General features: G+C 41.0%; 16 protein-coding genes and 1 pseudogene. 4 read left to right on the top strand and 13 right to left on the bottom strand.

What is annotated here, in order from left to right; translation table 11 throughout:
• Positions 1-51: 51 nt before the first annotated feature.
• Entirely contained in the window at positions 52-798 is a 747-nt protein-coding gene (locus tag ACR1R9_RS10675) for a class I SAM-dependent methyltransferase (RefSeq protein WP_433948785.1), read from the bottom strand.
• Positions 799-1387: 589 nt separating this feature from the next.
• Positions 1388-2293 (bottom strand): LysR family transcriptional regulator, encoded by a 906-nt coding sequence (locus ACR1R9_RS10670; protein ID WP_433921101.1) that lies wholly within the window; start codon positions 2291-2293, stop codon positions 1388-1390.
• A 145-nt stretch (positions 2294-2438) separates the two neighbouring features.
• Between ACR1R9_RS10670 and ACR1R9_RS10665 the strand changes: the two genes are divergently transcribed.
• Positions 2439-3458, top strand: a complete 1020-nt coding sequence (locus ACR1R9_RS10665) for an alpha/beta fold hydrolase (protein ID WP_433921102.1) — start codon at positions 2439-2441, stop codon at positions 3456-3458.
• A 464-nt stretch (positions 3459-3922) separates the two neighbouring features.
• Here ACR1R9_RS10665 and ACR1R9_RS10660 read toward each other — a convergent pair whose 3' ends face one another.
• From ACR1R9_RS10660 to ACR1R9_RS10630, 7 genes are all read right to left on the bottom strand, one after another.
• Positions 3923-4963: an NADH:flavin oxidoreductase gene (locus ACR1R9_RS10660; RefSeq protein ID WP_433921103.1), complete on the bottom strand. Its 1041-nt coding sequence runs from the start codon at positions 4961-4963 to the stop codon at positions 3923-3925.
• 206 nt (positions 4964-5169) lie between these two features.
• On the bottom strand, positions 5170-5745 hold the full coding sequence (locus tag ACR1R9_RS10655) for a TetR/AcrR family transcriptional regulator (protein ID WP_433921104.1): 576 nt from the start codon (positions 5743-5745) through the stop codon (positions 5170-5172).
• Between the two features lie 98 nt (positions 5746-5843).
• Positions 5844-6407: a GNAT family N-acetyltransferase gene (locus tag ACR1R9_RS10650; protein ID WP_433921105.1), complete on the bottom strand. Its 564-nt coding sequence runs from the start codon at positions 6405-6407 to the stop codon at positions 5844-5846.
• Positions 6408-6567: 160 nt separating this feature from the next.
• Positions 6568-8541: a GTP-binding protein gene (locus ACR1R9_RS10645; RefSeq protein ID WP_433921106.1), complete on the bottom strand. Its 1974-nt coding sequence runs from the start codon at positions 8539-8541 to the stop codon at positions 6568-6570.
• A 220-nt stretch (positions 8542-8761) separates the two neighbouring features.
• Positions 8762-9844, bottom strand: a complete 1083-nt coding sequence (locus ACR1R9_RS10640) for a nucleotidyltransferase domain-containing protein (protein WP_433921107.1) — start codon at positions 9842-9844, stop codon at positions 8762-8764.
• Positions 9845-10000: 156 nt separating this feature from the next.
• The gene (locus ACR1R9_RS10635) at positions 10001-10267 is read right to left on the bottom strand and encodes a CD3324 family protein (protein ID WP_310853145.1); all 267 of its coding nucleotides are present in this window, start codon (positions 10265-10267) and stop codon (positions 10001-10003) included.
• A 305-nt stretch (positions 10268-10572) separates the two neighbouring features.
• Positions 10573-11238, bottom strand: coding sequence for a GntR family transcriptional regulator (locus ACR1R9_RS10630; protein ID WP_175382557.1), 666 nt, complete (start codon positions 11236-11238; stop codon positions 10573-10575).
• 179 nt (positions 11239-11417) lie between these two features.
• Between ACR1R9_RS10630 and ACR1R9_RS10625 the strand changes: the two genes are divergently transcribed.
• Both ACR1R9_RS10625 and ACR1R9_RS10620 read left to right on the top strand, forming a co-directional pair.
• The gene (locus ACR1R9_RS10625) at positions 11418-11951 is read left to right on the top strand and encodes a YbhB/YbcL family Raf kinase inhibitor-like protein (protein WP_433921108.1); all 534 of its coding nucleotides are present in this window, start codon (positions 11418-11420) and stop codon (positions 11949-11951) included.
• Between the two features lie 449 nt (positions 11952-12400).
• Positions 12401-13809 (top strand): annotated as a pseudogene (locus tag ACR1R9_RS10620) (MFS transporter).
• A gap of 264 nt (positions 13810-14073) precedes the next feature.
• Here the strand turns inward: ACR1R9_RS10620 and ACR1R9_RS10615 are convergent.
• From ACR1R9_RS10615 to ACR1R9_RS10605, 3 genes are all read right to left on the bottom strand, one after another.
• Positions 14074-15048 carry a phosphotransferase enzyme family protein gene (locus ACR1R9_RS10615; RefSeq protein ID WP_433921109.1) on the bottom strand — a complete coding sequence of 325 codons (975 nt, stop codon included), beginning with the start codon at positions 15046-15048 and terminating at the stop codon, positions 14074-14076.
• A gap of 126 nt (positions 15049-15174) precedes the next feature.
• Positions 15175-15441, bottom strand: a complete 267-nt coding sequence (locus ACR1R9_RS10610; RefSeq protein WP_433921110.1) for a CD3324 family protein — start codon at positions 15439-15441, stop codon at positions 15175-15177.
• Between the two features lie 383 nt (positions 15442-15824).
• The gene (locus ACR1R9_RS10605) at positions 15825-16406 is read right to left on the bottom strand and encodes a TIGR00730 family Rossman fold protein (protein ID WP_099859337.1); all 582 of its coding nucleotides are present in this window, start codon (positions 16404-16406) and stop codon (positions 15825-15827) included.
• A gap of 111 nt (positions 16407-16517) precedes the next feature.
• Here ACR1R9_RS10605 and ACR1R9_RS10600 point away from each other — a divergent pair, with 111 nt between their 5' ends.
• Positions 16518-17441, top strand: a complete 924-nt coding sequence (locus ACR1R9_RS10600) for a helix-turn-helix transcriptional regulator (protein ID WP_433921111.1) — start codon at positions 16518-16520, stop codon at positions 17439-17441.
• A 189-nt stretch (positions 17442-17630) separates the two neighbouring features.
• On the opposite strand, the gene ACR1R9_RS10595 is transcribed toward ACR1R9_RS10600, so the two are convergent.
• The gene (locus ACR1R9_RS10595; protein WP_433921112.1) at positions 17631-19562 is read right to left on the bottom strand and encodes a fructose-1,6-bisphosphatase; all 1932 of its coding nucleotides are present in this window, start codon (positions 19560-19562) and stop codon (positions 17631-17633) included.
• Positions 19563-19709 lie beyond the last annotated feature (147 nt).

Here is a 19709-nt window from a genome sequence, read left to right as displayed (position 1 = left end):
GTGCTCCGTTAGTTTAGTGATTACTTCATTAAGTATCGGATAATTGCTGCTTTAGACAGTTTTGGACCCTATCCCATACTGAAAGTACTTAGGAGTGCAATGGACATGCAATTCAATTCCCACACTAGCAGCAATTAGCTCAATCTCTTTATCGCCAAAGAAATTCTTCACTATAGTAGCATGATCACCATTATTAAGCTTCCGAACCATCGTTTGCCCAGATGTCCCCACTACATGAGACTCGCGGGTTCCTGATACTTCTCGATCATCGATAAAGAACATTTTCCCTCCGGGCTTCAAACAGCGTGAGACCATGGTGAAGAAGCTCGCCAGTCTCTCCCTGGGTAAATGAGATATCCAGAAAGTAAAAGCAACTGAATCGTATAACTGATCCGGAGACCAATTGAAAAGATCTGCAATGATCGTTCTTACATTGGGTTCAGATACTACCGGATTATGCGAAAGCATTTCTTCGGAACCGTCTACAAGGGTCAATATAAGGGCTTCTTTTAAGAACAGACTACTCCAAGTCCCAGTCCCCGCCGCAAGTTCAAGAAAGTCACCATGAAAATGTTCAGCTTTAAAAGCATCCTTAACCGAACTAATCTCATCGAACCAGATTTGGTTAGCTTCGTCTCCTTGATTAAATGTGCCTCGACGGTACCACCAGTCATCATACTCTGGAGCTCGTTCTTTATAATATTTCAACTGCTCCTGAAGCTGCTGATCTGTCACGCTTTCGTACGAAGCATCGTTGGTTTCCTTGCTGTTCACGCAAACATCTTTCCCTTCTCCCATCAGGGCTTAAGTCAATGGCAGCTTCCAACATAGTAACACCGTTCAATTGGAAGCAAGCGAATTATCCCGAACACTCTCTTGCTTAAAATTCACTGCATCAATACTCTGTGTAGTATTGTTAATATTATAATCATAGAAACAACATTTATATGATTCATCAACTTTAAAACTTGAAATTATTTATTCTAAAATCATATAGACAATGATTTCAGACATGCAGGGAAATTTAATGGACTATAAAGCATCGTTTCAAGAGATCGAAACCGCACTCCTGTGCTTTTATCTCGCCAGATGATCTACATCATGATACTATTTAGATAATTAACTAAACCGAAATGACACAATGTTTGTGTCCCGCGACAATAACACTTAAAAAACCGCTCACCCGAGTATTGGATGAGCGGTCTTTATATTTTACTTCTTGTACTGATTGCCGTGTTAATTCCAATTCTCGGTTTAAGGATCATCGATTGAATTTCTTATTTAGCATGTTCACTTCAAGAATCCAGGAAAGAATCTCCTGGTGGATTTTCATTTGGTTAACCACGTGTACGAAACGGTACCTGCTTTTGCTCATTTATACATAGGCTTACAGTTCATTCTCTTTTTGCAAACGAAAAACTTCCCTTGATGTTTCTATAAAAGATAACATGATTGGTGAAAGCCACTTGTCTTTATGCCACAACATCTGTGTATACACCCGCAAATCCGGAATTTCCCATGGAAGAACAACAAGTTTCCCTCGTTCAACTTCGGTTTCTACAACGATTTCAGGAAGAAAGCCGATACCGATTCCCGAGATCGCACATTGTTTAATAGCCTCGGCACTTTGAAACTCTAGATACGTGATGCTATCAATGCCCTCTTTCTCAAATGACCGGTCAAACATCGTTCGATATGGACAACCCTTCTCATTCGTCAGGAACACTTCTTCATGAAAATCTTCCAATTGCAGCACAGTTCGTTTGGCGAGTGGGTGATCTGGAGCAGCTAACAATCGGAATTTTTCTTCCAGCAAAGGTTCCACCGAAAGTCCACTCGAGCGAATGGGTTCATCCAACATATAAACAATATCCGTGGTTCCCTCAAAGAGCGTTTGCTTGAGCTCTTGATTCGGAACTGAGCGGAAGATTAGACGAACTCCCGGATGCTGCGAGCGAAACCGTTGGAAGACAGGTGGAAGCCGGTAGGAACAAATAACCTCATTCGCACTTATCGTTAAGGTACCAGTTAGTTTTTCATTATCATGGACCGCACTACGAGCTTCGTTCATTTTTTCAAGAATACCTTGGGCGTGTGTTAAAAAGCGTTTGCCCGCAGTTGTAAGAGCGAGTTGCTTGCCCAACCGATCAAAGAGGCGAACACCCAGTTCATCTTCCAATGCTTTAATTTGCATCGTGACGTTGGAAGGAACGTAGCTCAGCACTTCTGCTGCCCGCGTGAAATTCAATGTTGTTGCAACCGTACAAAACGTATTCAGTTGACGCAATTCCATTCGATGCTCCCCCCTTCATCTTTCAATTTTATTGAATACTACTTTGAATTCTATTCACTTTTATTGAGAGTACCACGGCTCTATACTAAGTACAAGAGATCACACTGAACATGTGGTTTTTCATTTTGAAGGGAGCGACTATACGATGGACTATGAAATTTTTAATTTGGGTGATGTACTCTTACAATCAGGAGTGACGTTACCAAATGCTTTTCTTGCTTATAAAACTTACGGAAAACTAAATGAACAGAAGGATAATGTTATTGTCTATCCAACGGCTTTTGGAGATCAGCATGTTCAGAATGAATGGCTCATTGGTAGCGGGATGGCACTCGATCCAGAGAAATATTTTATTATCGTTCCCAATTTGCTGGGCAATGGGCTATCTTCCTCTCCCAGTAACACGCCTCCTCCATTTGATCGGGCTACCTTTCCACAGGTAACCATCTATGACAACGTTCGATTACAGCACCAACTGCTGACCGAAAAATTCGGTATTCAAAAGATTGCTCTCGTGGTCGGGTGGTCGATGGGCGGTATTCAGGCATTTCAATGGGGGGCAAGTTACCCGGAGATGGTCGAACGAATCGCACCTTTCGGAGGCATCGCCAAACCTTGGCCTCACACATTTGTGGTACTGGAAGGCGTGAAGGCTTCGCTGCTATCTGCGGTTGGCTTCGACTCAAGTAAAATAAACCAACTAAGTTCTACAGACATGCGTGCCGTTGGTCGGGTGTATGCGGGATGGGGACTATCACATGCGTTTTATAGAGAAGAACTTTACCGTGAGATGGGATTTGACACATTGGAGGATTTTGTAGCTGGTGTCTGGGAAGATAGCTTTATGAATATGGATCCTCATAATGTTCTGGCAATGTTATGGACAGGCCAACATGCAGATATTAGTGCCAACCCCTCCTATAATGGAGACTTTGATAAAGCACTTCAGAGCATAAAAGCTCTTGCCTGTATCATGCCGGGAAGCACGGATCTCTTCTGCACAGCGGACGATAATGAATATGAAGCTAAGCGTATACCTAATGCTGTCTTGAAACCAATCCAATCAATCTGGGGCCATTTTGCCGGTCGTGGAATCAACAGTGCCGATAATCAATTTATTGATGACAATCTAAAACACTTGTTGTCACATAGCACTAATGAATAGATCGTCGCTTGCATTGGATGTCTGTCAGGGCTAGCAAGATTCCCTGTTCTATAGCCCGGTTATTTCTCTTGTGATCGTAATTTCTTTAACGTATTCAGCGAACAGAAGCGTTGATCTTTCGGAGGGAGGGATCCCCCAATCGGTACAAGTTCTTGTCCTTGGCTTGGGACACGAACTTGTACCGATAATATAAAAAAGTCGCTAAATTAGCGACTTAATGGGAATATGTTCTTATCCCTCGACATATCCGGTTGCTCTAAGCGGTGCAATTCTCCATTTCGATACCCGTAACTCTGCCAATCTCATTTCTATGGCTTTCATCTTTAATTCCACCGGATAACTCACTCTGTTTGAAATTACAAAAACACCTCCAAGAGGATTTCCTTATCTTACGACAAGGTTTCATTCTCTTGAAGGTGTGCTTTTCTTTATAAGATACATCTTCCTAATGAGTATAACTGCAATTAAGTAAGTACGGTCATCGCCTCTCTTGTAAATGGAACCAGATCATCGGTACGTCCTTCTTGAATTTTCTTAGCCCATTCAGGGTCGACCAGAAGAGCGCGTCCTACAGCTACCAAATCAAACTCATCATTCTGAAGTCGTTGTACCAATCCATCGATACCGACGTTACTTGCGCCTTTACCTTCTGTGAACAGACTTGTAAAGTCACCATCAAGACCAATCGATCCAACAGTAATTGTCGGTTTGCCAGTCAGTTTTTTGGTCCATCCAGCAAAGTTCAGATCAGACCCTTCAAATTCCGGCTCCCAGAAACGGCGTGTGGAACAGTGGAAGATATCGACTCCAGCTTGAACCAACGGTGCGAGAAGCTGCTCCAGTAATTCCGGTGTTTCAGCCAATTTAGCCTGATAATCATCTGTCTTCCATTGAGATAAACGCAGTACAATCGGGAATTCCGGTCCGACTACTTCACGGCAAGCCTCAATCACTTCAACTGCAAAACGTGTGCGAGCCATCATATCTCCACCATAACGATCCGTACGAGAGTTGGTTTTCTCATACAGGAATTGGTCGATCAGGTAGCCGTGTGCTCCATGGATTTCAACACCATCGAACCCAACGCGTTTCGCTTCTGAGGCTGCTTTTGCGAATTCCTGAACGATTGTAGCAATCTCAGCTTCCGAATAATCATTAACATGACCTTTGGCTCCCATATGCCAGATCTGTGGAATAATTCGACCGCCAGCTTCATGTACTTCAGATACAACATGTGCCCACCCATTCATTGCAGCTTCCCCATAAAAGTGCGGCACATTGGCTTGATTGGATGCATCCGGGTGATTAATTATTGTCCCTTCTGTCACAATAAGCCCCACTGCGTTCTCTGCTCTGCGGCGGTAATAGCCCGCAACATTCGAACCAGGGATACCATCCGGAGAAAATTGACGCGTCATCGGCGCCATCACGATCCGATTGGATAATTTCAATTGACCTAACTCTATAGGCTGGAACAATGCTTCTATGGATTGAGAATAATTCATAATAACCTCCAAATATTTAGTTTTATATAAGTTGAACTAGGAGATGTTAAACAGCTACCAGCCTGGTTAACAGCTAGACGTTACTTCCAAATGAATCAATACACGATTTTTATCGAAAAGCCCCACCTCCTTCAAGGTTTCGTGGTGTATTAATCCGCCTTAAATTTATTTTTGACTTCGTAGTCAAGAATCTAACAAAAAAAAGATCAAGACATGATCATGCCAAATGAAGTACGCAGAACCGTCTCGATCTGTTCACGGGATGAACCTGATTTCTCCATAACTCTCACACCCAGGATGGTGTTATTTAGATAAGATGCAAGCTCTATACTCGTATACCGGTTGGAAATTAACTGTTGTTGCTGACCACTACTTATGATCTTCTCTAATACCAGTTGAATCTCTTCTGCCATGAGCTCAGCTTCGCGTGTGACTTGCTCGTCCTCTGTTCCGAATTCAAGGGATGCATTCACAATTAGACAACCTTGACAGCCAGTTTCATCGTCTAAAAGGGACTCTCGTAAGGCATCCAGTTTATCACCGGGAGACGAATCCAAGGCTTCAATCTCCTTCAGTTTCGCTATAACCTGTTCACGGTAAAGTGCCAGCGCCTTCAGGAACAATGATCGCTTGTCTTTAAAAACACAGTACAAACTTTGCTTTTTGACTCCTGTAGTACGCGTAAGGTCCTCATAAGAAGTTGCTTTGAAGCCTTGATTCCAGAACACTTCCATAGACTGGTATAATACACGATCGACATCAAATTCTCTTGGTCTGCTCATGGGATTAATATATCAGTTATTGACCATGCAGTCAATAACTGATCATTTTACGTCAGCTAATCTCTACGGAAATTTCCTGCAGGTCCCTTGAATGCAGCCTAACTCTTCCGGTAAGCAACCTTGTGAAAAGCATTGATATAACGAAACAGTGCTTCACCATCATCAGGCACATGCGTGCTTTTATCCAGCGGAAACATCATTGCCTGATACGGCTCTGGCACCATTTTATATTGATGGACATAGGAGGTCAGGATGAACCCGTTACGTTGCCAGAACTGAATGCGTTCCTGATGAGCCTCCGTTGTCCCGGACTCCGCCTCGATAATCATACCTTTGATCCCGTGTTCCCTTAACGCCCAGGCTCTAAGCTGCTCCAGCATCCAGGTCCCTATGCCCAACCCGCGCAGCTTCTGTTCAACCGCGAGGTAATCGATGATCAGGATGCGGTCCGAAGCCTTCCCCTCCAGTCCAGTAACAGCCATCGCAACCACTTCTCCATGATGCACGCCCGTGTGTAAATAACCAATCCCCCGGTCAAGCATACTGCGCAGAATCGCTTTTGTCTTAGCGCCGCTTTGAAAAGCCTCATGATAGATTCGCTCCATCCGCGCCCACAATGCTTCATCCCACTCATCTATAGTAGTAAACTCTAATTCCAGCATCTCATTCGCCCCCAGATTTCTATCATAACAAATAACGCCTCTACTAATAACAGTGTTAAACGTTTGTAGAAGGCACTCTACTGTCTAGTTCTTTTATAAATGAGTCAAAGAAAAAGCAGTGTACACCACTTGTACGCTGCTTTTTACTCGCTTTATCAGCTTACACCGAATTCAAAACATGTAAGAGATATTCCTTCCGATTTAATGGATTATGATCGTATCTTGTACATGATGGCACTTCACCATCGAAGGGCTCATAGCCATAAAATTCGGATAGCAATACACCTTCACCTTGGGTCCAACCCGGAAGTTGGTTCTTGAATGACTGAATATTCTTAATCGGGATCATGCCATATATCATAAATACCTGGTCATTCTGAATCGGATCCTGATAGGTTGAAGAGGCTTGAGTTAGTTTAAATAAAATCCTACTTAGATAATTAGCAGGAACCTCTAATTCGAACCGATGAATGGGTTCATAAATTTGAGTAGTTGCTTCAGCTAGTGCTCTCATTAACACAAGAGGCGTTAATTTTCGAAAATCACTAGCTGTACTAACTGCACTTGCATAGGCGGTATCCGTAAGTGTCACAATTAGATCGCGAACTTCCCAACCATATAGTCCTTGCTTAAGCGTCTCATAGACGGTTTCTTCAATTGCCTTATGAAACGATAAAGGTAGGGAGCCGAGCTCTACTTCTAAATGATATTCAATACCGGTTGAACGAGGATTCGGGTCAATACGAAAGCCTATAGTACTATAAAATGGGTTTCCCTTGTCTCCCATTCTCTCAACTGCCTCCCCTGTAAAGATAGGCTTTTCAATATAAATAGGCTGTGTCTCAAGAAATTCGATATCGATTTGAGCGTCTTTTTTCAGTTGATCCCGAATCACTTCTTTTTGAATTTCACCATAAAGATGAATAGATAGCTCCCTTTGAAGAGAATTCTGTTTGATATGAATAAATGGATCCTGTTCGGCTAATTTTTTCAATGCTCTGAATAAATGAATGGTCTCGTTTTCGTCAGAGGCTTTGATCGTTGTTACTAAACTAGGCGGCGAGAACAGGGTTTCGGTCGTTTCATTGGAAGGAACACCGATATCATCGCCAACCTGGCAGTCTGTTAGACCCATAATTTTTACGATATCTCCACTTGCAGCAATTGTTCCATCTGTTGTTTTTCCAGAAAAGAAGTGCTTCAACCCCGTGACCTTGTTGGTAAATTTGATAATTTCTCCTGTTTGATTCATCCGATAATAGGTAAGACTCTCACGTATTTTGATTTCACCAGAGAAAACTCGTACGTAAGCGATCTTTTCGTCGTTTTTTCCACGTTCAATTTTAAAAACTCTCCCTCTTGTAAAAGGAGTATTTTCATAATGAACGGAAGAATGGCAATTCTGTATGGCTGTAATCAAATGGGGAATGCCCCTACCAGTAATTGCTGAACCAAATAGCACCGGATAAAGCTGTGCTTGCTTGAACTGTTCTAGAAACTCCGATTCAAAGTCATCAGGGGCTAATTCTTCAGAGCTGTAAAGATATCGTTCGAGAAAGCGTCCATTATTATCAGCTAAACGATTTGCTAGGCCTTCCATAAATTTCTGATTATTTTCCGTGAACAATTCCATATGCGCAACTGATGTGCCGATATTATAAACAAAGCCCATTGCTAAAGCATGGGGTGTCAATTTATCATGGATTTCAGTTAGTAACGATTCGTACCTAGCACCCACACGATCAATTTTATTGATAAAAAAGATTGTAGGGATTTTCAATTTAGCAAGTGTCTTCATCAAAACTCGTGTCTGAGTTTGAATACCTTCGACAGATGAAATGACAAGGATGACTCCATCTAATACTCGTAAAGCCCTCTCAACTTCAGAGATGAATTCGGGGTGACCTGGTGTATCAATCAAATTCACTTTCACATCATTAACCGTAAAAGAAACGACAGCAGATTGGATGGTAATTCCTCGTTGTCGTTCCATTTCCATAGAATCTGTTTGCGTATTTCCTTTATCTACACTGCCGATTTCAGATATGATACCCGTTTCAAAAAGTAATCTTTCAGTTAAACTCGTCTTTCCTGCGTCTACATGTGCAAGAATCCCTATATTTATATTTCTCAATCGTTATCATCCTTTTTATTTTCATATTATTCTCCTTTTGTATAGTCATAGTATTTTTTTGCATACTATTCACGCTCCTTATATGTAATACTCTTATTATACTTTTTATGAATTTTATTACAAACCTTCAACTTCAGATTCGTTATCCATCTAGATAAACTCAAAATGAAAAAGACCGTAAAGAAACTAATTCTTCACGGCCCTTTCTTTATAAGGTAGGTCAATGATTCATATAATAGTCATATAGTTGCTCGAAGGTTGTAAAGCGTTTAACTTCTCTGCCAACCTTATCATACTCGTCTAGATATTCATCCATCACTTCAAGGAACTTCTCTTTCATTACTGGTAAATTACTTGCATCAAAGTACTGCATAAGATCAAATTTCTTGGTCCCCTTCTCCACAGCCATTTCATCAAGATACCCTTGTGCTCCAAAGGCCGAAAGAAAGACGTAGGAAGCATCATTTGTTGTAACACTGTTCAAGATTTTATTGTAGTAGTTGCACCACAATTCTTCGTATGTTCCCCTCAGATTATCAAAGTTAGGAGTAGGTTTAACAATGAAGTTATCACACATCGTACTATGTAACCTTGTAACGCCATTCAACATTTTAAATGATGCTATTCGGATATCTTCAATGGTATGAGCTTCGATGATTGACATGTATAAGGATTCGAGATCATCCGGAACATAGCGAAACGAGCGTATCTCTTCCAAATATCGCTTGATTCCACGTTTGATACACGTGTTATTCATACTGACCAAGGCATTGACTAGATTGTACAGAACATCGGCAGATGCATGTCGCACTGAACCGATATCTTCACCTAGCATCGTATCGCTGTATGCTTGCTTAGCCAGATCGATCCATTTTTTTGCTCGATTAAGACACGCTTCTCCTATCGGGCTCGTAAGTGCATCAAAAGCATTTTGCCTGAAATCATTCAATTTCTCCAAATCCTCAGGTTTAGCATAGTAGAGTATTTTGAGCTCGGTTAGGCTCGATACGTTGGGACTCTCTAATGTGGATTGCTCTTGTATTCTTGAATCCCATGGCGTGCAATAGATGTCATATCCAACGTCATCCAAGATGAAGCACTCGGATATTCCCCATCCCCTCTCTGTATTGTTGATAATAATCAAATCAAGATCGCTCTTCTCGTGAAAGTCCCCGGTGCTAAATGAACCCGTAAGTCCAATAATGGCGATATCGTCTAGAAAATCTCTTTTTGCGCGTTCGATAACCATGTTAATCAACAGTTCATTTTTGCCCAGCAGCTTCTTCTTCATGATTTCGTTCATTCTTTACACCCCTTCATACAAGCAGGCCGTTCTTCATCCCAACAACCTTAACTTGAGTCTATCGATGTAGAGGTGCGGTTTCTATGTATAAGTTGATTTAATCCATCTTTGCACAAAACCCGCTAAACCGTCGATACGACCATTTAGCGGGTTTCATTAGTTCTTACTATAAACAATTTTCTTTATGCTTTCGTAGGACAAGAAATACTGAGCCGCCAAATCCTCTATGCTGACTCCATTACGAAACAAGGATTTGATCTCAGCGTTTCGAGCAGAGACCCTACTTTTGCTTTGTGTTGTCTCGCCCCATTTTAGGTGTGCCTCTTTGGGTTTGGGGATATAAATCAATTCGCCTTGAACGTATTCCTGAATGATACGTAGCAGTTCTTCGGGAAAAACAAACTCGGCATTTGAATATTTCATGAGCCTCACTCCTTATTTAATAAATCAATAAGGTGCAAAGCCAGTTAGTAGAATATTACGATTTGTCGTTGGCAATGTGATTGTCCCCAAGCTCTATGCAAAGCATTGCCATATCCTTTACTGGCTTTGCATAGAGCCATGCATATAAGAACCCTACCCCGATTGTTTTCAATAGCCTCACCTCCATAGAAAATAGTTAGATTAACCAAGAAATCGCTAATGCGAATATTAAGTATCTCCGTCTTTATCCAATTCCCCAGGTAACCGATAAGTTTTGATTTAAACTTTTGAATCTTATAAACAACTTATTGGTTGTCGAATAAGACCTCTGCGGTTAGTTGGATGTGTGCTCTAAAGATCTGTGTAGCACGTTCACCATCGCGGCTAAGAACAGCATCTGCTAATGCCTTATGTTCAGCGATTCCATCCCGTACTTGCTGTTGCGGGGGGGAACAATGTCGATAAAATTCGCTCAAATCCCAAAGGTTACTGCAGATATCCAAGAGAACTGGATTCGGACATGCGGCAATAAGCTCGTAATGAAATTGACGATGAATCTCAGACCATTCTTCGCGGACAACAAGCTTTTCATTCCCTTCCTTGTACTCAGCCGTTTGCGATAGCTTGTGATGCACGGCAATTACATTGGATTCCCATGTGAGATCACCATAGGCGATGGATAGGCGTAAAGCTTCAGATTCATTGATTAACCTCGCTTGTATGATGTTGTTCAGCTCTTCCTCCGACGCCGTCTTTACTGAAAATCCGTGGTTAGGATTTTGCTGTACCAGACCCTGAGTCGCCAATCGCGTCAACGCTTCGCGAACAACAGCAACTGAGACTTCGAAAGCTTTAGCTAATTCCGCAACTTTTAATGGAGAGCCCGGTTCATATTGTCCAGTCAAAATATCGGATTGTAGTTTCTTCCTGACATTCTCGCTTAAGGTGGACGAACCATTCCTTTTGGCCATGAAACAGCACCTTCCTTCTTACACATTATAATTCTACGTAATTGTATGTAGATAGTTTACACCGTTATCAATAAAAAACAAACATTAAATTCGATAGTGAATTATAAAAACGATTATTGTTTACAGAATCGATTATTTAATATATTATCGAAAATGAAAATAAAAGGAGGTAATTTACAATGAACAACAATCCATTTTCCAAATTGCCAGAAGTAGCAGTCTTTCAGTTGGAGAGTAATGACATTATGGAGGGACATCCTCTACCGACCCAGCATTATTCGGAGATGTCAACACTAGAGGGAAGTAAAGATCTCTCGCCCCATTTGAAGTGGTCGGGTGCGCCCGACGGGACAAAGAGTTTTGTCGTAACTGCATATGATCCGGACGCCCCAACTGGATCGGGGTTGTGGCACTGGGCCGTTATTAATATCCCCGCCACCGTAACCGAGCTACCTACAGGCGCAGGTGACGAGTATTCCAGCGGTTTGCCGCAAAGCTCTCTACAACTACCGAATGATTTGAGACTCGAACGCTTTATCGGTGCAGCGCCTCCAGCGGGACACGGTCCTCATCGATATTATTTTGTCGTTCATGCGCTGGACGTCGAAAATATTAGTGTCGCCCCTAATTCCACGCCAGCTCTCCTTGGATTCACCATGCTGAGTCATACGCTGGGGAGAGCAGTTCTCATGGCAACAGGGGAAATCAAGTAAACCAAGATGTTGAAGATTAGGAAACAATGATATGAAAAATTCCGAGTATCTTATGCGTGTTTACGATTTTTTTTGCACACAACAAGGTTTGAAAAACAAAGTACTCCATACAATGCGGAGTCAAGTACGGAAGAAGTGGTGAAACTGAACGATCAGCCACATCATCATGTATGCCCCAATTGCCAGCAGCCAATTATAATTTTGAAACATACCGTCATTTGCGGCTGCGGGAGCAAGATTAAAAACAAAGTGAAATTTAAAATATATCCAGAAAAACTGAAAAGTCCTCATCATTGAGGACTTTTCAGTAAATTAGCGTTGACATCTCTGTCAGCGAAGTATTTAAAACATTACATTGTAGGCTTAATCAGATGAAACTTTTATCATCAAAGGAATACAGGCTCGTTATTTCATCAATACAGTTTTATCCTATAAAATGAGGCATTCCAATGCAAACCAATCATAGCGTTCAAAAAAATAAAGGAGAATTATTACTTGGTTTACTTGTCGTTACACTCATCATATCCGTCATGAATGCAACCATGTTTAATATTGTACTCCCTAATATCAGTAAACAATTTCAAATTTCTTCATCGCAAGCGAGTTGGATCATCACAGGCTATATGATTGTGTATGCAATTGGCTCGGTAACTTACGGTAAATTGACAGACAGATACAGCTTGAAGAATTTATTGACGTTTGGCCTATTACTTTTTGCAATTGGATCTGTGACTGGCTTAGTGGCTAGTGAATATTGGATGGTCATTGTGGGGCGAGTTGTACAGGCAGCTGGTGCATCAGTCATTCCGGCGATTTCTATGATTGTACCCGTTCGTTACTTTACATCTGAAAGGCGCGGTCGTGCATTAGGTACCGTTGCAATCGGATTTTCATTGGGTTTGGCCTTTGGTCCGATCATTGCCGGCGTGGTAAGCAGTACATGGAACTGGCGGGTACTATTTGTAATCTCGCTTTTATCATTACTTACTTTGCCGATGTATCGGAAATATTTAGATGATGAAAAGGGAGTTTCCAGAAAAATGGATTATATTGGCGGAATACTTTTGGCCGGTACCATAGCCATTTTGTTACTGGCTTTAACAAACGGAAGTGTTTGGTTTGGCTTGCCTTAGGCGGGATTCTTATTTTCATTTTTTTCGTACTACGTATACGCTATACTCCAAACCCATTCATAAACCCGGCCATATTTCGAAACAAACCGTTTTCATTCGGTCTAATTATTACTTTCGTCATGATCGGGATTGGCTTTGCCTTTCCATTCATTACACCTCAGCTACTTTCTTCTGAAAACCACTTGTCACCGGTTTTCATCGGAATAGTTATGTTGCCGTCGTCTTTAATGGCAGCGCTTTTGGGTCGACAAGGCGGTAAATTAGCAGATGATAAGGGAAATCGTTTCCTTGTGTTTACTGCAGCTGCACTTCTTATTATCGGTTTTCTCTCTTTGTCTTCAGTCGTTGGTATGTCGCCAGTATTTATAGCGATCTTTCTTATTTTTGGTGTTCTTGGTCAATCGTTCATGCAAATTGCAATGTCAAACACGGTTTCACGTACACTCTCAAAAGAGAATATCGGCGTAGGGATGGGCTTATTCTCGATGGTCACTTTTATCGCTACGGCCACATCAACAGCTGTTATCGGCAAAATACTAGACCTGGGCACATCGACCATTCACTTAAATCCGATACCACAAAACAGTGCAACTTTTGTATATAGCAATATTTTCCTTACACTTCCCATTCTTATCGTTGCCGTAGCTGCATTATATTATGTCCAATTCAGGCGAACAGGTAATTTGGCTAAGGACGAAAAGATGAATAACGAACCAGTTACTTAGTCACGGTACTATGGAGATGCTAGGTCAGATCGGGTTAGATAACTTCAATAATCAAATCTAGCCTGCTTAATCAAAAAATCTGCATACCAGTTCATTTAAAGTTAATAAGTGACATTCTTCTTGCTGAGAATTTATAACTCTTAGGTTCTATGCTGTTAATTAGAATTACACTTATTACGGTTTCTCTGTGCTGTCTGTATCGGCAAGGTTAAAGGCCATCCCTTTGTGGGATGGCCCTTCGGCTTTGTTAAAATATCGTATCCGTTAACACAAAAAGTCCATATCAATATAGGGAGTGTTATTTAACAAATTTTCATAGTAGAAGCGTCGGGCTTGCTCATCCCATTCGCTCCAATCAGGAGCGTTAAAATCTCTGCTTCTATAGAACGCGGCTAATACTCTAGCTTGCCTTATATTAATAAATAATGGGATTTTGTTTAACCAACTTTGACTCACCGTATTTTCCTTACAATAGCCGTTTAAGAAGTTACAATAGAAACGCTTTGCAATCTCCTTTCTTACATATCCAGACACAACCCACGGAATAGGGATTTCATAAAGTAATGGTGTAGCAATATCAGAAACAAACCAGCTATATTCCGCATCGTCATAGTCAATAATAATGGCTTTGTCCCCATCATTAAGATAATTTCCAGGACTGATATCCCCATGAATAAGACCGTACGTATCTTTTTCCTTGGGTAGAGCGCTAACTTCAGTAATTAAACGATCAAAGTTATCGTGTAATTCTAACGGACAATACTTCTTGAATGAGGTTAATAGCGCATTATCATTCCATTCAAAGCGTGAATGTTGGGACGAATAATGAAGTGAAAACTTATGTATTTTCCCTACCATTTGACCGATATTCTCATAAAACGTATTGCTCTCCTCGGCTATTACTGCATTTCTGCCGGGTGCTTTCTCAAAAGCTGTCACAACAAAGGACTCGTCAATGATATGAATAAGATCCCCTGATAAAGACTGAATGGGCCTCGCTACTTTCATTCCGCGATCAGCCAGGAACATGATAAAATCTAGTTCCGCTCTTATTAATAATTCATTCCGATGTGTGACATGGGCAATTCTTAAAATAACTTCTCGATCTCCAATAACCCCGGAATAAACGAAATTTTGAAACCCATTTAATTCGAAAATGGAGTCTTCACGTATTCCAAAACATTGTGCGGACTGTCTCAATATATCTTGTGTGTATAGTAGTTTAATCTTTTTATTCATATTAACCTCACCCCTTTACTTTTAGGGTAACAAAAGGTGCTGATAGAAAATATACTGAATTTGATTCAGAATCAAACTCTACACAAAAAGCCACATCGGAAAGCTCGATGTGACTTACAAGTGAATCTATTTTTTAGAATAAATGATTTTCTTAATGCTTTCGTAGGAAAGACCGAATTCATTCGAAAGTTCATCGATCGACTTTCCATTGAAATATGTTTGACGGATCGTTTCATTTCTTAGACTTAGCTGTTCTCTACTCCCCGATTTTTCTCCCCATTTTTTGTGCAATTTTTCAGGGGTCGGGACATAAACCATGTGGCCGTGAATGTACTTCTGAATTTCTTTTAGCAATTCTTCCGGAAAGATGGTGTCTGCATTTACATATTTCATGATAGCTCTGCTCCTTAAAATTTTTTTGAAAATTTAAGGGAGCAAAGTCATTCTATAAACAGTAAACATCATGTCAGAAATGATTCAGCGGTTATATTTCGCTATTGCTATTGCTCCATACAAACAACCGCCGTTGTTTATAGAAAAGACTTTGCATGGAGCAGATTGTGGATTTTCCCATCAGTTGAAACCCTCCCTCCCAAAATTATTAATGTAACCCATTCCCAAATATTCGGAACTTTGGGACATATATTATATTCGTGACTTAGAACTACGACCCCTTTTTCAAAGGGTTATTTTCTTTTTCTGGCTGGACATCTCAATGTTATTGAATGGTCTTGGTAGTCAAACCCTCGATCCCTCACACGCATAGCCTCATTTAATCAAGTACGTTTTTCCGTGAGATACGTTCTGACAGGAGGAGCAGTATATAATGAAAATTGATTAAGTATCCCTGCCGGAGTTTGATCTATTAAGACCATATCCCGAACGTTCGGTTGCATGAAACGTTCTCGGTCCATAACATTAAACATGGATACAATGGGATCGAAGTACTGATTAACATTCAATAAACCACAAGGCTTTTGATGCAGACCAAGCTGGCCCCAAGTAAATATTTCAAAATATTCTTCTAATGTCCCCGGCCCCCCTGGGAGTGAGATAAAGCCATCTGCTAATTCAGCCATTTTGGCTTTACGTTCATGCATAGAATCGACCATAATAAGTTCAGTCAAACCTTTATGCGCAATCTCACGAGTCTGTAAAAAATGAGGAAGCACTCCAATGACACGGCCCCCTTTTTCCAACACTGCATCAGCAACTTCTCCCATGAGCCCAGTAATAGCGCCTCCGTAAATCAGGGTGATTTCGCGACTCGCTAGTTCATGACCCAGTTCTATTGCAGCTTCTTTGTATATTGCAGATTTTCCTTCTTTGGAACCACAGAATACAGCAATTGATTTCATAGATACATTTTCTCCATTTCTTTTGTTAAATGCTTCATACTTTCTATATATTACAGGTGAAACTATGACATCTTTATGTCATAATTAGATTAAAAATTTTGGGGGATCTCCGTGAAAATTGAAAGAATTTTATCGATAGTGTTACTTTTGTTAGAACGTAAAAAAGTGAGTTCCTCTGAATTCGCGAAAATGTTTGAGGTCACTCCTCGTACTATCTTTCGAGATATCGAAACCATTACCAAAGCCGGAATTCCAATCACCTCTTCCTCTGGTGTGAATGGTGGCTTCAGTATTATGGAGCGTTACAAATTTGAGAAGAAGATCTTTACGCAAGCGGAGATATTAGTTTTAATACTTGGATTAAACAGCATCCATTCAACTGTTTCTAGCGATGAAGTCTTGAACGCTATTGCTAAAGTGAAATCATTGATCTCGGAAGATGAAAATCGACTGGTAGATAAACTAATAACAATTGATCCTTCACCTTGGTTCGGAAGTACTCATGTCAAACCACCTGAATTGGGGCAAATTAGAACCGCAATTGAAGAGGACCGCTTAATTACATTTGAATATCTAGATCCTTTTGAAGGTATGACTCCTTTGGAACTCACCATTGAACCTTGCCGACTAGTATTGAAAAATTCAGTGTGGTATATGCAAGGATTTTGTACAGAGAAAGGGGGATTCCGAATGTTTAAGGTTTCCCGCATTTCTTCTCTTGTTACTCACCATGATACATTTAGGAAAAGACAAATCGAAGACGAGGTTTTAGATATAACGGAGAAAGAAATGATACATTTAACTCTGCTTTTTGACCAATCACTTATTCCTTATATGAGCGAGTACTGTGGAGAGAACAACATTCGCTTCTATGAAGGTGTTAAGTGGATAGCAAAGTTCCCCTTCATTGCAAATGACCATGGATATACTCATTTACTTAGCTTTGGGGACAAATGCGAATGTCTCGAGCCTGAACATGTAAGAAGCGAGTTAACCAAACGAATTGAGGGTATTTACAAAATCTATTCCAATTAAAAAAACGCATCGATTTCTTCCATCGGTACCTTTATTACATTCTTCAATATCCCCTGCCTCGTGTTAAATCGCTCTGTAAAAAAAGAAAGGCTCGCACAGGCAGGGTATTATTACTTCCTGCCCCATACGAGCGTCTACGTCAGATTGCACTCAAACGGTTGATCCGGATGTGTACTTTTAGTAATCGTTTCATTTCATGTAGCGATATTCTAGTAGATCCTTCAAATTTGAGATTTTCTGCAGCAGCTTCTCCCCGACATTGGTTTCCCTCACCAGCTTCCGCTCTAGTTCTTTGTCCACCAATCTTTTTACAGATAACACGTCCGTTCCGTTACATAACACATCTTCTTTTGAATTAAATTTCTGATGAGCGACGAGCTGCATGCCAAAGGAATTAAACAACAAGGTATATCCGGCAATGCCCGTTGTGGATTGATAGGCTTTGGAGAAACCGCCGTCAATCACGATCATTTTTCCGTTTGCTTTAACAGGGCTCTCTCCACGACTTTCTTTGACTGGCGTGTGGCCGTTAATGACATGTCCATGATCTGGATTCAAATCAAACTCCAACAAGATTTTTCGACAGATCTCTTCATTTTCACGTAAATGGTAGTAAGGATTCTTTCTCTCCTTATGTGCTTCTTTATCTTGTATAAAATAACGTTCAAAAGTGGTCATTTCTCTCTTTCCAAAGAGCGAGGAACATTCCCCTGTCCAGATGTACCATACCATATCCGTCGCCAGATCTTCTGTCTCTTCCGGATGCGCAAAGGCGTAACGCAAATAATCTTCAAAAACATCAAGCAATTGACTGCCCGCATATGTCTTGCCTTCAATCTTCATTTCTTCCATATTTCCTTCTTCATCCAAAGGAATACAGCCGTGGATTAACAAATTCCCGTTGTATTTTAAATAAAGGCTACCCTTTTTCATGAGAAAATTCATATGTCTGGCCATCTTTTCGGAATGCTGAACGGAGAACAACAGCTTTTCCATCACCAGGCGCTCTTCCTCCAGCAATTGTTCAGGCTTCTGCGGATTTACGGTTGCGAAACAGGTCTTTTCCAGCAGGTACGTTTTACCGCAGATTTTGATTTCATTTTTGTCGTAATCAATCTGCTCCAGCAAAAGTCTTTCAGACATATTAAAGTATGGGCGTCTCTTGATAATCGGGATTTCAAGTTTAAACTGGATCATAGCAATGGCTTGGTGAATTTTGGTGATCTGCAGAATTTCTTGCTCCGATACGTTATGGCCAGCCTGTATCTTAGGTCTGAAGGGCGAATTGTCTTCATAGTATTTCTCCGCCAAGTTTAGCAGTGGGCGTAGATTGATTCCGTATACATCTTCAATGATGTCCAGATTGTCGTATCTGGCGCAGATCCGGATAATATTCGCAAGGCAGACCAGAGAACCCGCATAAGCACCGATCCAGAGGACATCATGGTTCCCCCACTGAATGTCTACAGAATGGTAGTTGATTAGCGTATCCATTATTTTATCGGGGTCCGGACCCCGATCATAGATATCTCCAACCACATGAAGATGGTCAACCACCAGGCGCTGGGTCGTATAAGCAAGGCCGATGATGAGCTTGTCCGCCTGGCCCAAGGATATAATTTGTCGATATATTTCCTCGTAATAAGGGTCCTTATTGTTGGTCGTATCCGTCTTGTATAGAAGCTCTTCTACAATATATACATACTGCTCCGGCAGAGCTTTACGCAATTTCGAGCGCGTATACTTGGAAGAGGCATAAGAAATAAGCATAAGCATTTGTTCAATTGTTTGTCTATACCACTGGTTCAAAGCCTGTTTATTGCACAGTTCCCCTATAACCAGTTGTATTTTTTCTTCCGGATAATAAACCAACGCCGCAAAATCATTGATTTCTTGATCCGTCCAAACCTCCCGGAATAATTCTTTGATTTTCTCTTTGACGGTACCCGAACCGTTTCTTAGGACGTGCTGAAAAGCCTGGAACTCCCCATGCAAATCACTGACAAAATGCTCGGTTCCCTTCGGGAGATTGGAGATCGCCTCAAGGTTGATGATCTCTGTTATGATTTTTTCTTCCGTATCATATTTCTCGGCCAATAAATCTAGAAACTGCTCATCCAAAACAGATGTCCCCCTTCAAGGAAGTATAGTGATGTATAGGTCATTAAGGCTCGAAGATATCGCTCCAAGGACAATCCTTTTGAACAATAGCTAAAAAGAAAAACATTAGTTTTTTGGTAACTCTTTACCTGTATGGTTAACAATAAA

The organism is Paenibacillus taichungensis, from assembly GCF_050994985.1.
Taxonomy (GTDB): domain Bacteria; phylum Bacillota; class Bacilli; order Paenibacillales; family Paenibacillaceae; genus Paenibacillus; species Paenibacillus taichungensis.
The sequence above is the reverse complement of the archived record's forward strand: the minus strand, read 5'-3'. Positions and strand labels throughout refer to the sequence as shown.

Bases quoted from the DNA above. Each gene is read 5' to 3' on its own strand.
- ACR1R9_RS10655 (WP_433921104.1), bottom strand. From the start codon at position 5,745: ATGAGCAGACCAAGAGAATTTGATGTCGATCGTGTATTATACCAGTCT.
- ACR1R9_RS10670 (WP_433921101.1), bottom strand. From the start codon at position 2,293: ATGGAATTGCGTCAACTGAATACGTTTTGTACGGTTGCAACAACATTG.
- ACR1R9_RS10675 (WP_433948785.1), bottom strand. From the start codon at position 798: ATGGGAGAAGGGAAAGATGTTTGCGTGAACAGCAAGGAAACCAACGAT.
- ACR1R9_RS10660 (WP_433921103.1), bottom strand. From the start codon at position 4,963: ATGAATTATTCTCAATCCATAGAAGCATTGTTCCAGCCTATAGAGTTA.
- ACR1R9_RS10650 (WP_433921105.1), bottom strand. From the start codon at position 6,407: ATGCTGGAATTAGAGTTTACTACTATAGATGAGTGGGATGAAGCATTG.
- ACR1R9_RS10625 (WP_433921108.1), top strand. From the start codon at position 11,418: ATGAACAACAATCCATTTTCCAAATTGCCAGAAGTAGCAGTCTTTCAG.
- ACR1R9_RS10615 (WP_433921109.1), bottom strand. From the start codon at position 15,048: ATGAATAAAAAGATTAAACTACTATACACACAAGATATATTGAGACAG.
- ACR1R9_RS10610 (WP_433921110.1), bottom strand. From the start codon at position 15,441: ATGAAATATGTAAATGCAGACACCATCTTTCCGGAAGAATTGCTAAAA.
- ACR1R9_RS10635 (WP_310853145.1), bottom strand. From the start codon at position 10,267: ATGAAATATTCAAATGCCGAGTTTGTTTTTCCCGAAGAACTGCTACGT.
- ACR1R9_RS10665 (WP_433921102.1), top strand. From the start codon at position 2,439: ATGGACTATGAAATTTTTAATTTGGGTGATGTACTCTTACAATCAGGA.
- ACR1R9_RS10605 (WP_099859337.1), bottom strand. From the start codon at position 16,406: ATGAAATCAATTGCTGTATTCTGTGGTTCCAAAGAAGGAAAATCTGCA.
- ACR1R9_RS10630 (WP_175382557.1), bottom strand. From the start codon at position 11,238: ATGGCCAAAAGGAATGGTTCGTCCACCTTAAGCGAGAATGTCAGGAAG.
- ACR1R9_RS10640 (WP_433921107.1), bottom strand. From the start codon at position 9,844: ATGAACGAAATCATGAAGAAGAAGCTGCTGGGCAAAAATGAACTGTTG.